The sequence below is a fragment of the Enterobacter sp. Ag1 genome (assembly GCA_000277545.1).
Taxonomy (GTDB): Bacteria; Pseudomonadota; Gammaproteobacteria; order Enterobacterales; family Enterobacteriaceae; genus Cedecea.
In genome coordinates this window covers 134,647-147,439 of record AKXM01000004.1, presented here as the reverse complement: position 1 = coordinate 147,439, position 12,793 = coordinate 134,647, and the positions used below count along the sequence as shown (strand labels likewise).

Annotated in this window: 13 protein-coding genes; 5 read left to right on the top strand and 8 right to left on the bottom strand. The window is 53.4% G+C overall.

Features of this window, described 5'->3' with window-relative positions; genetic code table 11:
- Window positions 1–13: 13 nt before the first annotated feature.
- Window positions 14–364, bottom strand: a complete 351-nt coding sequence (gene flhD / locus A936_RS01440) for a flagellar transcriptional regulator FlhD (RefSeq protein ID WP_008453867.1) — start codon at window positions 362–364, stop codon at window positions 14–16.
- Between the two features lie 937 nt (window positions 365–1,301).
- On the opposite strand from flhD, the gene uspC reads away from it, so the two are divergent.
- Together uspC and A936_RS01430 are read left to right on the top strand one after the other, a co-directional pair.
- On the top strand, window positions 1,302–1,721 hold the full coding sequence (gene uspC / locus A936_RS01435) for a universal stress protein UspC (protein WP_008453866.1): 420 nt from the start codon (window positions 1,302–1,304) through the stop codon (window positions 1,719–1,721).
- An 816-nt stretch (window positions 1,722–2,537) separates the two neighbouring features.
- The gene (locus A936_RS01430) at window positions 2,538–3,041 is read left to right on the top strand and encodes a non-heme ferritin-like protein (protein WP_008453865.1); all 504 of its coding nucleotides are present in this window, start codon (window positions 2,538–2,540) and stop codon (window positions 3,039–3,041) included.
- A gap of 70 nt (window positions 3,042–3,111) precedes the next feature.
- Here the strand turns inward: A936_RS01430 and A936_RS01425 are convergent, their stop codons facing one another.
- The 7 genes from A936_RS01425 to A936_RS01395 form a co-directional block, all read right to left on the bottom strand.
- The gene (locus tag A936_RS01425) at window positions 3,112–3,363 is read right to left on the bottom strand and encodes a DUF2766 family protein (protein WP_008453864.1); all 252 of its coding nucleotides are present in this window, start codon (window positions 3,361–3,363) and stop codon (window positions 3,112–3,114) included.
- 109 nt (window positions 3,364–3,472) lie between these two features.
- Window positions 3,473–4,447: an ABC transporter ATP-binding protein gene (locus tag A936_RS01420; RefSeq protein WP_008453863.1), complete on the bottom strand. Its 975-nt coding sequence runs from the start codon at window positions 4,445–4,447 to the stop codon at window positions 3,473–3,475.
- Window positions 4,440–5,417 carry an ABC transporter ATP-binding protein gene (locus tag A936_RS01415; protein ID WP_008453861.1) on the bottom strand — a complete coding sequence of 326 codons (978 nt, stop codon included), beginning with the start codon at window positions 5,415–5,417 and terminating at the stop codon, window positions 4,440–4,442. The genes A936_RS01420 and A936_RS01415 overlap by 8 nt, the downstream gene beginning before the upstream one ends.
- Window positions 5,410–6,255 (bottom strand): ABC transporter permease, encoded by an 846-nt coding sequence (locus A936_RS01410; RefSeq protein WP_008453859.1) that lies wholly within the window; start codon window positions 6,253–6,255, stop codon window positions 5,410–5,412. The genes A936_RS01415 and A936_RS01410 overlap by 8 nt, the downstream gene beginning before the upstream one ends.
- A gap of 2 nt (window positions 6,256–6,257) precedes the next feature.
- Window positions 6,258–7,211, bottom strand: coding sequence for an ABC transporter permease (locus tag A936_RS01405; protein WP_008453857.1), 954 nt, complete (start codon window positions 7,209–7,211; stop codon window positions 6,258–6,260).
- Between the two features lie 58 nt (window positions 7,212–7,269).
- Entirely contained in the window at window positions 7,270–8,859 is a 1,590-nt protein-coding gene (locus tag A936_RS01400) for an ABC transporter substrate-binding protein (RefSeq protein ID WP_008453855.1), read from the bottom strand.
- A 233-nt stretch (window positions 8,860–9,092) separates the two neighbouring features.
- Window positions 9,093–10,244 carry a methyl-accepting chemotaxis protein gene (locus A936_RS01395; protein ID WP_008453853.1) on the bottom strand — a complete coding sequence of 384 codons (1,152 nt, stop codon included), beginning with the start codon at window positions 10,242–10,244 and terminating at the stop codon, window positions 9,093–9,095.
- Window positions 10,245–10,566: 322 nt separating this feature from the next.
- Here A936_RS01395 and yecR point away from each other — a divergent pair, with 322 nt between their 5' ends.
- From yecR to A936_RS01380, 3 genes are all read left to right on the top strand, one after another.
- Window positions 10,567–10,926, top strand: coding sequence for a YecR family lipoprotein (gene yecR, locus A936_RS01390; RefSeq protein WP_034807343.1), 360 nt, complete (start codon window positions 10,567–10,569; stop codon window positions 10,924–10,926).
- Between the two features lie 140 nt (window positions 10,927–11,066).
- Window positions 11,067–12,341 carry an MFS transporter gene (locus A936_RS01385; RefSeq protein WP_008453849.1) on the top strand — a complete coding sequence of 425 codons (1,275 nt, stop codon included), beginning with the start codon at window positions 11,067–11,069 and terminating at the stop codon, window positions 12,339–12,341.
- Window positions 12,341–12,778: a DUF3574 domain-containing protein gene (locus A936_RS01380; protein WP_008453847.1), complete on the top strand. Its 438-nt coding sequence runs from the start codon at window positions 12,341–12,343 to the stop codon at window positions 12,776–12,778. The genes A936_RS01385 and A936_RS01380 overlap by 1 nt, the downstream gene beginning before the upstream one ends.
- Window positions 12,779–12,793: the final 15 nt, after the last annotated feature.

Genomic DNA, 12,793 nt, shown 5'->3' with positions numbered 1-12,793 from the left:
TCTAGCTCATTTGTTATGCCCTTTTTTTCTTAGGTGCCTCGGCAGGCGACGACACCTCACTCAATAAACGGGTCGATAACAAAATACCGGTATGAATTTGCTGTAAATCATCCACACGGGAGTCTTGTGTTAAGCGAGTAATTGCCTGACTTTCGCTAAAACGGAACTGACAAACTAATTGGTTAGTTTCTGCCAATTTCACCATCTGGGGCAACGTGAGTTCCCCTAACGTATTTGCCATATCTTCAGCGATACCTAAGCGAAACATAGCCGAAGCTTTGTCCTGACTAATAAGACGCTGTGCAAGCAATAAGTACGACAAATTGATGTCGTAAATATGTTTTAGCAACTCGGAAGTATGCATTTTTTCCATCCCGAATAACCAACTATTATTGTATGCGGCCCAGCCTAAATATGTCGGATGACAGTAACGTGTCAGCGCGAGTAAATTCTCCAGAAACTTACGGTTGTAAGAAGCCGAAGCGCATCTGTCGCGCCATTACTGTTTTCTGAACTATTAGGGGGTTGTTACCGCACCCCGCGATGTCGCCGGGTTGCCCCGGTTAAATTAAAACAATCGTTACGGCCAAAATGCACGGATAAATCTTCAGCCCTGACTCAGCCCCTCCGCATCCCACGTAGAAGCCATTTCCCTGACAGAGCCCGAACGCCTGTTGTCGTTCATCATTTTATTACAAAAAACTAAGATTTTTCCTAATTCGGGCAAACTCTACTCGCAGCCCCTGGCACATACAATGCGGCCACCTGCGATTTTGGAATTTATGTGACGCAGATCACATAAATACATCATACTTCGGAGTGAAAAGCATCAGAATCGCTTTTCATTTGCTTACTTTTTCATCTGATTAAGAATTTTACCGAAGCCGGCAGACGAATAGTGACACTGAAAGATCACAACTCCATGAGTTGTCATTGCTTTTTATCTGATACTGGCGGCCAGGAATGCCTGAGCGATCACACTTTATGAAAGCCGTTAAGAGTAATCTGCTGTTATTCATAGACTTAAGTGAAATTATAGCGGCATTTTAACCGAGCGTTATGATTTCAAAAGCGTCAGCTACCGAAAGTTATCACTCGATCCAGGTTCTCAAATTAATCCGTTCGTCTGATGGAAAATTTTCACATTTCGTCTACGAAACAATGTTGCAAATTCGTTTCATAAGAATAACTAAACAATTTCTATGAGTGGCTTCACATTTCGTACCGCTGTACGCGTTGCGCCTGAGTCACAAGTGGTGTAAGAAAATGTTAACAATTCACACTAAATGTGGAGGGGTTATATGAGCTATCGTCATGTGCTGGTTGCCGTTGCTATCACGCCTGAAAGCCATCGTCTGGTGCAAAAGGCCGTCTCCATCGTCAAACCCGTCAACGGCAAAATTACGCTGGTCACGCTCGCGTCCGATCCCGAACTGTATAACCAGCTTGCCGCCCCAATGCTGGAAAACCTCCGCGATCTGATGCTGGAAGAAACCCATCTTTTTCTCGCTGAGCTGAAAGAGAAAGCGCAATATCCTGTTGAAAAGGTAATTATTTCCACAGGGGAACTAAGCGAGCACATTCTGGATATCTGTGAAAAACAGGACGTTGATTTGGTGCTTTGCGGTAATCACAATCAGAGTTTCTTTGGCAAGGTTATGTGCTCAGCCAAGGCCGTGGTGGCGTCAAGCCAGGTTGATGTACTGCTGGTCCCGCTTTAATCGCCTCCCCCGACAGAAAGCGGAGCCAGCTCCGCTTTTTCGGCCTCAACTCAACCACCGTTTTGATTATTCCATAGCGACTAATCACGATTTTTTCTGAAAAATTAACTTTTTATCCTGCATTTTAGCGACTGCCTTCATTAACAAGGAAGACGCTCATGCGCGCGGCAGGATTTTTGGATTGCGCCGGATCTGCGGCTGCGTGGTTTCTGGCTGGAGATGCCTCAACGGAAGGATGCAGACGGCTGTTAACCGTACATTATTGCCAACAGCGCAATCTTTGGCTGCGTCAGGTAAAAAAATCAATTCATTAGCCGTATCAGCGGATCCTGCTGCATTTCCCCTCCTGGATTTGATTATTTTTTATACCGAAGTGTTTTTCTTGCACAACAGCGGCCTGGCTCGCAGAACGCCTCTCGAACTCTGCGAGCGCAAATTTTGTTTTAAACCCAGATGACAACATTCCCACCCAGGAGACAGAAACCGCAAACATGACCTCAACACATACAAACAGACAACATTAAAACCACCCCAAAACTCAAAAATGATACACATTAAAAACAATTCACGGACTGAACAAACCTCATTTCTGATATAAAGCAAAACAGGGATAAAAAGAAAAAACCGATAAATATATTTTATATTAAATACAGTATGTTACGAAAAATCAAAAGACGGATAAATTCATGATCTTTTTATCTTAAAGAAAATCAAAAAAAATAAAAATAGCCTGAATTAGGACTTTTCTCATCCGTGATAGCGGGGTATGTTTATTTCACCTCTTCATAAAAGTGCTCATGAAATAAGGATATTTATATGCCCACTGCCAGCATGATCCAGAAACTTAATGCGCAAATTAATCGTGAATTCTATGCCTCCCATCTGTGTCTGCACCTGAGCGCCTGGTGCGCCAAACACAGCCTGACGGGAAGTGCGAATTTTTTACGTAGCCAGGCACAAAACAATGTGACCCACATGATGCGGGTCTTCAATTTTATGAAGCAGTCCGGCGGTATGCCCAGCGTCGGCACTATGTCCCCGCCTGACTGCCACTGCCTGACGCTGGAAGAGCTTTTTCAACAAACGCTGGATGATTACCATCTCCGGCATGAAACGCTGACCGCGCTTAAGGAAGAAGCTAAAGCCGTCAATGCCGGTAGAGTCGTCAGTTTTTTAATGGCGCTAGGCTTAGAACAGGATCGGGAGGGAGAGCGGCTGAAAACGATTCTCGAAGAGGTCCGGGATGCCAACAAGGCAGGCCTGTGCATGAGCCAGACCGACAGGCGCGTACTCAGTTTTGTCGAACGAGACTATCACTGATCGGCCCCGACTCAGATAAAAAGCACCGCAACTGGGCGGTGCTTTTGCTTTCTGGCAGCGGATAAAAACTTCAGTGCGCTTCTTTTTGCTGCGTAAATTTCAGCTCAATCAGTGCGATGGCTTTTTGAATCGCCCGGCGCGTGACCGGATCAACGGCCGCAGGATGGGTAGTAAAATCGATGGTTTTCAGCTGTTCCGCCATCTTGTCGCGGACTTCAACGGGCGCAATCACATCAATCACGTCGAGAATTTGTTTAATCACTAACTGGCACGCCACGACGTCGGAAACCAGTTCCTGATCGGCAGAGAGTTGTTCGGCCATTTTAATCTCCTGTTTTATTTGCGCGACAGTCTACCTGCGCGCCTCTGCACGAGGCAACAGCCCATTCGCTGGAAGAGCGGTGAAGCGGGAGCAAAATGCCCCCGCCGACTCATTTTTCGAACTGCCAGCAGGCCACGCGGTGACCCGGCGAGATCTCCTGCATTCGGGGAGGTTGCTGGTGACATTGGCCCATTGCTCGCGGGCAGCGGGTGGCAAACTTGCAGCCAACGCTTTCCCCCGTATCACCGCCGATTTCGCCTTTTAGTCCACCCTGTTCCAGCATCTGAACATGCGGGTCTGCAATGGGAATAGACGCGAGCAGCGCGCGAGTGTAGGGATGAGCGGGCTGGCTATACAGCGTTTCCGCAGGCGCCTCCTCCACCAGAGAACCAAGATACATTACCCCGATGCGGTCAGAAATGTGGCGAACCATAGACAAATCGTGGGCGATAAACAAATACGTCAGCCCAAATGTCTGCTGCAGATCCTGCAAAATATTCACCACCTGTGCCTGCACAGAGACATCGAGGGCCGACAGCGGCTCATCGCAAAGAATAAATTCGGGATTCACCGCCAGCGCCCGGGCAATGCTGATTCGCTGCCGCTGGCCGCCGCTGAACTCATGGGGAAAGCGGTCCAGGTGCTCATGATTTAATCCCACCTGCCCGAGCAGCTCCAGAGTGCGGGCTTTGCGCCGTGCCGCATCATAACCGTGAATACGCATTGGCTCAGCGATCAGCTGCGCCACCGTCATACCGGGGTTTAGCGACGAATAGGGATCCTGGAAAACGGCCTGCATCCGGCGGCGGGTAGGCTTTAGCTGACGTTCGTTAAGCGCCGCAATATTTTGCCCGTCGAACTCAATTTCGCCGTCGGTCACCTCGAACAGCCGCAATAAGCTTCGCCCTAGCGTCGACTTCCCGCAGCCGGACTCCCCCACCAGGCCATAAGTTTCCCCCGGAAAAACATCGAAGCTCACGCCATCCACGGCTTTTACCGTGGTCCCCGGCCCGAACCAGCCTCGATTAGCGGTGAAATGTTTGTGCAGATTACGCACGCGAATCAAAGGAGTGATGTCAGGCATGAGCGGCCTCTTTTTTCCACAGCCAGCAGTTGACTTCATGGCCGTCGGCGAGCGTGTGTTTGGGTGCTGCCGTGTCGCAAATGGCCATGCGCTGCGGGCAACGAGCGGCGAAAGGACAGCCGGGCGGCGGATTGAGCAGACCCGGCGGGCTACCCTCAATCGGCGACAAGCGCGCTTCGCTGCCGTCAGGGCGAGGCAACGAAGCCAGCAAACCACGCGTGTAGGGATGGGCGGGCCGATAAAAAATCGCCTCAACGCTGCCCTGCTCCATCACCAGCCCACCGTACATCACCACCACCCGGGAACAGACTTGCGCCACCACACCCAGGTCGTGAGTGATCAGTAAGATAGCGGTGTCCGTCTGCTGCTGAAGGTGTTTCAGCAGGCGCAGAATTTGCGCCTGAATGGTCACGTCCAGCGCGGTCGTCGGCTCGTCGGCAATCAGCAATGACGGATGGCACGACAGCGCGATCGCGATCATCACCCGCTGGCGCATTCCGCCGCTAAACTCGTGTGGATACTGGTCATAGCGTTTTTCCGGCTGGCTGATGCCCACCTGCCCTAGCATCGCTATGGCCTTCTCTTTCGCTGCCTTCTTACTCAAACTCTGGTGGCGAATAAGGATCTCGCTCATTTGTCGCCCGATGGTCAGCACCGGATTTAATGCCGTCATCGGATCCTGGAAAATCATCGCGATTTCGCTGCCGCGCAGGTGGCGCATTTGCTCCGCCGTTTTACGCGCCAGGTCTTCTCCCTGAAAACGGATATGGCCTCCCACCACCTTGCCATGGCTGCCCAGCAAATTGATCACCGATTTACAGGTAACGCTTTTGCCACAGCCGGACTCGCCCACAATACCCACCACTTCCCCCCGCTGCACGCTGAAGGTGACGCCGCGTACCGCCTGTACTTCACCCTCGCGGGTAAAGAAAGAGGTTTTCAGGTTTTCAATTTCCAGCAAATTACGCATCGCGATTTGCCCCCGGCTCAAAAGCGGTACGGAACACATCGCCGAGCACGTTAAAACTCAGCACCGTCAGCAGGATCAGCACCCCCGGGAACATGGCAAGCCAGGAGGCTTCGCCGATGTAGGACTGAGCGTTATTCAGCATGCTGCCCCAGGAGGCATCCGGCTGCTGCACGCCGAGACCAAGAAAACTCAATGTTGACTCCATTAAAATCGCCGAGGCGATATTCAAAGTGGCCGCCACAATAATCGTCGGCAAAATATTCGGAATAATGTGCCGGGCGATAATCCTCAGCGGATGCTCCCCGGAGGCCCGGGCATAAATCACGTATTCCCGCTCTTTCAGCGTCAACGTTTCTGCCCGCACCAGTCGCGACATATTCATCCAGGTCAGCGCGCTGATAATCAGAATGATGTTAGCGATGCCGGGCTTCAGGTAAGCATTGAGCACCAGCAGCAGGAAAAAAGCCGGGATCACCATTAAAATGTCCACCAGTCTCATCAGCAGGTTATCAACTTTGCCGCCAAAGTAGCCGCTGACGGTGCCCACCACCGTGCCAACCAGCGTGGAAAACAGCATGGCTAAAAACCCGACCATCAGGGAGATTTGCCCGCCATAAAGTGCGCGGGTGAAGTAGTCCCGGCCATATTCATCCGTGCCAAACCAGTGGCTGACATCTGGCGGCAGCATCCTTCCCTGAAGCGACATTTGATTAGGGTCCCACGGACTTAAAAAAGCCGATAATGAAGCCAGCGCAAAAATCACCAGTACCGCCAGAGAAAGCTGCGCGGGGCGGCTGCGTTTCAGGCCCTGTTTAACCTGATTCCATCTTCTGCTCATGGTTACCTCAGCGCCTTAATGCGCGGGTCCGCCACGCGATACAGAAGATCGGCCAGCAGATTCCCCACAATCAGCATCAACGCTGAGAGCAGAATAATGGCCATGATCAGCGGGTAGTCGAGGGAGGTGATGGCCTGGATCCCCAGCAGCCCCATCCCCGGCCAGGAAAAGACGCTTTCCGTCACGTAGGCGCCCACCACCAGCTCGCCAAAAGAGAGGCCAAACAGCGTGATCACCGGCAGCAGCACGTTCTTCAGCACATGCCGGAACAGAATAGTGCGCCGGGTTGCCCCGTAGGCCAGCTGGGTTTGCACATAGTCGGCGGACAGCTGGCTAATGGTGTTCGACCGGATGTAGCGCACATAGCTGGAGAGGTTGTAAAACGTCAGCGCGATGCAGGGCAGAATGCCGTGACGAATCACATCGAGCCAGGAGTCCTCCGCGCCGATGGTTCGCATCCCCATGCTCGGCAGCCAGTTCAGCTGCACCGAAAACACGGTAATCAGCAGGATGCCAAACCAGAAGATCGGCACCGAGATCCCGACGTAAGCGAACAGGTTCAGAACATGGTCGAGCCAGCGGTGTTTGTACGCCCCCGCCAGTAGCCCCAGCGGGATCGCCAGCAGGATAGCTAACAACAAGGACGCGCCCATCAGGCCAAGCGTGGCCGGGATACGCTCACCGATCATCGTCAGCACCGGACGGTGGTAAATCAGGGAGTAGCCGAGATCGCCCTGCAGCAGATTTTTCAGCCACAGCAGGTACTGCACCGGCAGCGGCTTATCCAGCCCCATGCTCTGGCGGATGCGTTCGATATCCTCCGGGCTCATGCGCGGGGTGATATACGCCTGCACAGGATCGCCGGGGGCCAACTTCACCAGTAAAAAAGAGACCAGCGAGATAAAAAGCAGCATCGGGAGCAGCTGCAGTAAGCGCCGGAAAAGAAGGTTATTCATAGTTTCGCCTTCCTCCGCCCGCCCAGCACAAACCGGCCGGGCGGAGGATCACTCATTGTTATTGTTGATAAATTTTCGACAGATCCTGGAACATATACACGGGCTTAGGCTCGGCTTCTTGCGTGCCGCCAAAACGTTTGTCCACCGCCACAACCGCGTTGGTGTAGGCAATCGGGTACCAGGCCATATCGCTGGCGACGGTTTGCTGGATCTGCTTGTAGATAGCCGCGCGCTTCGCCGCATCCGTTTCCATTGCGCCCTGCTCCCACAGCGCATCAAACGCCGGGTTTTTATAGTGCGCGTAGTTATAGGCTTCGTTGCTCATATACAGCGACTTATAGCCGTCCGGCTCAGCGCCCATGATGTAACCGCCCAGGCTTAGTTCATAGGCCGTGTTTTTCATGTCCTGACTGCGCTGGGACATCGCGTTCGCATCCAGCGGCAGCAGTTCAACGTTGATGCCTATCGCCTTCAGCTGCTGCTGAATGTACAGCCCCATGCTTTCCTGGGTTTTATTGCTGTTGATGTAGGCCAGGCGCAGCTTCACGCCCTCCGGCTGCCCGGACGCTTTGAACAACGCTTTGGCTTTATCGAGATCGAACTTGTACGGTTCCACATCGCTGGTCTGGTAGAGGGTATCCGGGGTCAGAATAGAGGCCGCAGGTTTGGCGTAATCGAGAGAGGTGAACGCCGTTTGCACAAGGTCATCTTTATTCAGCGCGTAGGCAATGGCCTGACGAAGATCTTTGCTCTTCATGCTGTCAACGTTCTGGTTGAAAGTCATGTAGGCCAGGCGGCCTTCCGGGTAAATAACAAAATCAAACTTGCCGGTGGCTTTCAGGCGCGAAACATCCTGCGGATCGACCATCTTGAGATTGATCTCACCGTTCTGCAGCGCGAGGTTGGCAGAGTTGGCGTCCTTTGCAAAGCGGTAGGTGACCGAGTCGAGTTTCGGTTTACCGTTCCAGTAATCATCAAACCGCGTCAGGGCGTAGTACTGACCCGCCCGGTACTCTTTGAACTTGAACGGACCGGAGCCGACGGGCGCATCATTGCGGGTGCTCTTTTCCAGATCGCCTGCTTCGCTGCCGAAGATATGCTGTGGGATCGGGAAGATTTGCACCAGCGTACCGGCAAAGGCGGCGCTGACCTGAGGCAGCGTAAATTTAACCGTGAGCGGATCCACTTTGCTCACGCTCAGGGGCTGGTTGCCATAAACAAACATGCTGCGGAAGAAGCTATGCTGCTTTTCATCCAGCAGTTTATTAAAGGTGAACACCACGTCATCGGCGGTAATCGGCTGCCCATCCTGCCATTTCAGGTCAGGCTTGAGTTTCAGCGTCCAGGTGAGGTTGTCGGCTGACGGCGTCAGGCTTTCCGCCAGGCCCCATTCGATCTTGTCGCCGTTGTAGCTGTACAGCGGCGAGTAAAGCGCCTGCATGATGGTTAACGTAGTCCGATCGCTGGCGTACAGCGGGTTCATGGCCAGCGGATCGCCGGAGGTGATGCCGATTATCAGGCTGCCGCCCTGCTGCGCTTCTTTTGCCGGGGCGGGGGCCGCCGCGGTCTCTTTTTTAGCGTCATCACAGCCGCTTAAGGCCAGGGCCAGCGCGGCGACCAGCGCCGACAATACCAGAGGTTTACGCATTGCTTCAGAAACTCCTTGCTCAATAAGAGCCCGCATAGTGCGACACTCGCGATCGCTTGTAAATGTGCCTAAAAAGCATAAACTTAGCCGATTTTTAACTATCCGCACGGTGCCTGACGCCAATGCCTGCGGGGAATATTATTTCCCCCATCTGCGTCACATATTTTTGTTTCCGCGCCTGTTTAAGACGTAAAAAAAGCAGCCCGGAGGCTGCTTTGTCACATGCGTGGTTTTCAGACTGCGTTAAGCCGGAACATTGCCACCGCGTCATGCAGGTGGTGCGCCTGTTTCTCCAGTTCAACGGAAGAGAGCACCGACTTCTGGACCAGATTCACGTTCTGCTGCGTCACGCTATCCATTTCCCGAACTGCGATCCCGACCTGCCCGATGCCCTGACTTTGCTCGAGGGACGCGCTGGCAATCTCCCCCATGATGTCATTCACCTGCTTCACGGCGCGGAGGATCTCATCCATTGCCTCCCCCGCTTTACGCACCTGCTGCGAGCCGGTGTGAATATTACTGACCGAATCGTTGAGCAGGGTTTCAATCTCTTTTGCGGCCCCGGCGCTTCTGCTGGCCAGATTACGTACCTCGCTGGCGACGACCGCAAAGCCTTTGCCCTGCTCTCCCGCTCTTGCCGCCTCCACCGCGGCATTTAGCGCCAGAATGTTGGTCTGGAACGCAATGCTGTTAATCACCGTGGTGATATCGACAATTTTGTTCGCGCTGCTGGCAATCACATCCATGGTCTTCACTACCTGCTTCACCGAATCCCCGCCGTTTACCGCAGTGTTGGTGGCATTCTGTGCGAGGTGGCTGGCGTGATTTGCATTGTCGGCGTTCAGCTTCACCGTGCTGTTCAGCTGCGCCATGCTGGCGCTGGTCTGCTCCAGCGCGGCGGCCTGTTGCTCCGAACGGGATGACAGGTCGGTGTTCACCCCGGACACTTCGGTGGCGTTGGTGCGAATAGCCTCGGCGCTGTCCCGGATGCGGCTCACCGCCCTTTGCCAGTTTTCCTGCATTTTTTGAATTGGCGGCACCATCAGGCCAATACAGTTGCGCCCCAAATCCGGCAGCGTGGCAGCCAGTTCTCCCTGCGCCAGGACATGCATGTGGTGGCGGATCGTATTAACCGGCTTTACCAGGCAAAACCACAGGTAGCGTTCTGTAAAAATGACGATCGCAATGCTGATAGCAATGGAGATAATCAGCATCCGTTGGGCCGTGTTAATCCACGTGAGCTGATCCGGGCTCAGCGCAAGCTGTTGCTTGAGGTTATGTAATAGCCATAGCGTCGCGCCCGCCACGCAGATCCATGCCAGCGTGGAAAAGATTTGTATCAGCACCACCATCGCGCGAATTTTAATATTGCGAACAATGTTCATTTTTTGGTTCCCCGGTAAAAAATATAATGCACTTCCTGTGCGGCTTTAGCGACGCGCGTCCTGATTTATTCCCTCGTATACCTGCATAAGTGAAATTAAATCGCGCCGTAGCGCTATTGTCGGCACGGTTCAGCAAAACTTGACGCGTTTTTGATCAAAAAATCGCCGCGTATTTTGTGGGGAATTTACGTTAGGTAAAAAGTTTTTATTTCGTAATTTGAATTAAGGGTTATTTAAAATTCGAAATTTATGGAATTTACGGCCCGCCTAATCGAACAGGCTTTTCTGCCCGCCACGCGTGCTACCATGAAGGCGGTTAAGTATGAGGTATGAATCAACGATGAAGCGCATTTATCTGGCCGTTACCGCCCTGCTACTGAGCGGATGCACCGTAAGCAAAACACCTGTTCCGCTCAATGCCAATGAGCCTGCCGGTGTTGTTCGCCTCGCCTATAGCCTGCCGCCGCTGCAAACGGCCAAAGTGGATAAATTCCTCGCCCAGTCCACGGCATCGCGTCAGTGCCAGCAATGGGGCTATGCCAGCGCACTCCCTTACGGCAGCGATATCAAGACCTGTACCACCTACAGCGGCACCCTTTGCCTGAACACCCAGGTGGTGCTGGAATACCAGTGCCGCGGCGTGACCGGCCCACAGTATGCGGGCGTCACCAGCAACTGGTAATCTACCAATACTCCTCTATTTTTAGAGACAACTGTACAAAGAGAAGCCTGACGCCAATGTAACCCGTTCCTGACGATAAATATCTCGCGCTGCCGTTTTCCCACGGCGGCTTGACTCTATTTTTTCATCAGGAACTTAACATGCTTCTTTTATTGCTACGCGCCCTGCGCCAGCACCGCTGGTTCACGCTGCTCGGACTGGCGCTGCTGTTTTCTTCTGTAGGTAACGGCCTGACTTACGTTCTGGTCTTCAGTCAGCTGTTAAACAGTCACGCTACCCCCGCCTGGCTTTCTCTTGCTTACGTCCTCGCCCTTGCGCCCGGCTTACCTGCCAGCTTTGCTGGCGTGTGGTTATTAAAGCGCTGGCCGGCGTTTTCTGTGCTGCTTCTCGGCGAAGTTTTCGGTCTTACAGGGCTGCTTCTGCCGTGCCTTGCGCTGTGGAATGAACACCCAGGCTTGCTGTTGCTAAGCCAGGCCGCCGCCGCTTTTAGCACCGGCCTGACGGTGCCGGCCTTAAGTCAGCTTTTCAAACAAGGTTTATCTAAAGCGCTAATGCCCGCCGCCGCAGGCGTTGAAACGCTGGTGTTTGCCGCCAACGTTATCTTCGGCGTGGGGCTTGGGACATTATTATATGGCCACGTCAGCCTCTGGCTGATGCTGCTGCTGGATGCAATCAGTTTCATCGTTGCCATAGGGCTGCTCTGGTACGCCTCGGCGGCCTTTGTTATGAAGGGAGAAGAAGACAGCGCCCCAGACGAAAGCGAGGAGTTTAGCTGGCAGAACGTTACCCCGGAGCAAAAGCGCAGCCTGTTGCTGTTGCCCAGCCTTGCGCTGGTCGGCGCCCCCGTAATGGCTTTGCTCCCGGCGCTGGCTACTGCGTTGCCGGGTGATAACGCGGCCAATGGCCTGGCGCTGCTGTTTGCCCGTAGCGCTGGGCAACTGCTCGCCCCGCTCCTGCTCAGCGAAAAACAGGTGCGCAACCGGGCGGGTAAAAGCTTCCCGCTAATGCTGGCGCTGCTGCTTTTTACTTTATGTTATTTCGCCGTGGGTTACTCGGGCACTTTGTGGCTGGCGGTGCCGCTGATCGTTATCGCTCATTTGTTCAGTAACTGGTTCTATCTGGTCGCCACGCTCAACGTGATGGACAGTTTCCCTGGCCCACAGGTCGGCGCCGCTATGGCGGCAACCTGGCGACTGCAGCTCGGCATTACGTTAGTCGTCCCGCTGGTCACGGGAACGATTGCCGGATACTTCCCGGCGCAGTGGGTGCTGCCCTGCAGCGGCATCTGCGGGATTATTATTGCCCTATTGATGCTCGGCGACTTGCGAAAAGTGCGGAATTGTAATTTTATATCGCGGCGGAATCATTCCGCATTTAATTTTAATAATGATGATGACAGCAAGACAGGTGGATAATGGTATTTTATAAAGCAACACTGGCCGGGGCATTAGCTCTGGCTCTGACGGGCTGCGTCACGCCAGCGAAAACCACATCGGCGGTTACCGCCCCGGCTAAACAGTGCCAGGCAGGCGATCAGATGACGCAAACCACGCTCTATTTCGGTATCAGCCGCCCATCCGGCGCGGAAATTACCGCCAATGAATGGCGTAGCTTCGTGGATAAAGACGTGACCCCGCGCTTCCGCGAAGGGCTGACCGAATATGACGCCAAAGGCCAGTGGCTGAATGCTAAGGGTGAAGTGACCCACGAACCGAGCAAAGCGATCATGCTGATTCGCGGCAGCGATGCGGAGAGCAGCAAAAAGGTAGACGAACTGCGCTCTATCTATAAAACTCGCTTTGCGCAAGAATCCGTGATGCGCATTGACCAGCCGGTCTGCGCCGCGTTCTGATGATTTTGCGTTAAA

Bases quoted from the DNA above. Each gene is read 5' to 3' on its own strand.
- flhD (WP_008453867.1), bottom strand. From the start codon at position 364: ATGCATACTTCCGAGTTGCTAAAACATATTTACGACATCAATTTGTCG.
- uspC (WP_008453866.1), top strand. From the start codon at position 1,302: ATGAGCTATCGTCATGTGCTGGTTGCCGTTGCTATCACGCCTGAAAGC.
- A936_RS01430 (WP_008453865.1), top strand. From the start codon at position 2,538: ATGCCCACTGCCAGCATGATCCAGAAACTTAATGCGCAAATTAATCGT.
- A936_RS01425 (WP_008453864.1), bottom strand. From the start codon at position 3,363: ATGGCCGAACAACTCTCTGCCGATCAGGAACTGGTTTCCGACGTCGTG.
- A936_RS01420 (WP_008453863.1), bottom strand. From the start codon at position 4,447: ATGCCTGACATCACTCCTTTGATTCGCGTGCGTAATCTGCACAAACAT.
- A936_RS01415 (WP_008453861.1), bottom strand. From the start codon at position 5,417: ATGCGTAATTTGCTGGAAATTGAAAACCTGAAAACCTCTTTCTTTACC.
- A936_RS01410 (WP_008453859.1), bottom strand. From the start codon at position 6,255: ATGAGCAGAAGATGGAATCAGGTTAAACAGGGCCTGAAACGCAGCCGC.
- A936_RS01405 (WP_008453857.1), bottom strand. From the start codon at position 7,211: ATGAATAACCTTCTTTTCCGGCGCTTACTGCAGCTGCTCCCGATGCTG.
- A936_RS01400 (WP_008453855.1), bottom strand. From the start codon at position 8,859: ATGCGTAAACCTCTGGTATTGTCGGCGCTGGTCGCCGCGCTGGCCCTG.
- A936_RS01395 (WP_008453853.1), bottom strand. From the start codon at position 10,244: ATGAACATTGTTCGCAATATTAAAATTCGCGCGATGGTGGTGCTGATA.
- yecR (WP_034807343.1), top strand. From the start codon at position 10,567: ATGAGGTATGAATCAACGATGAAGCGCATTTATCTGGCCGTTACCGCC.
- A936_RS01385 (WP_008453849.1), top strand. From the start codon at position 11,067: ATGCTTCTTTTATTGCTACGCGCCCTGCGCCAGCACCGCTGGTTCACG.
- A936_RS01380 (WP_008453847.1), top strand. From the start codon at position 12,341: ATGGTATTTTATAAAGCAACACTGGCCGGGGCATTAGCTCTGGCTCTG.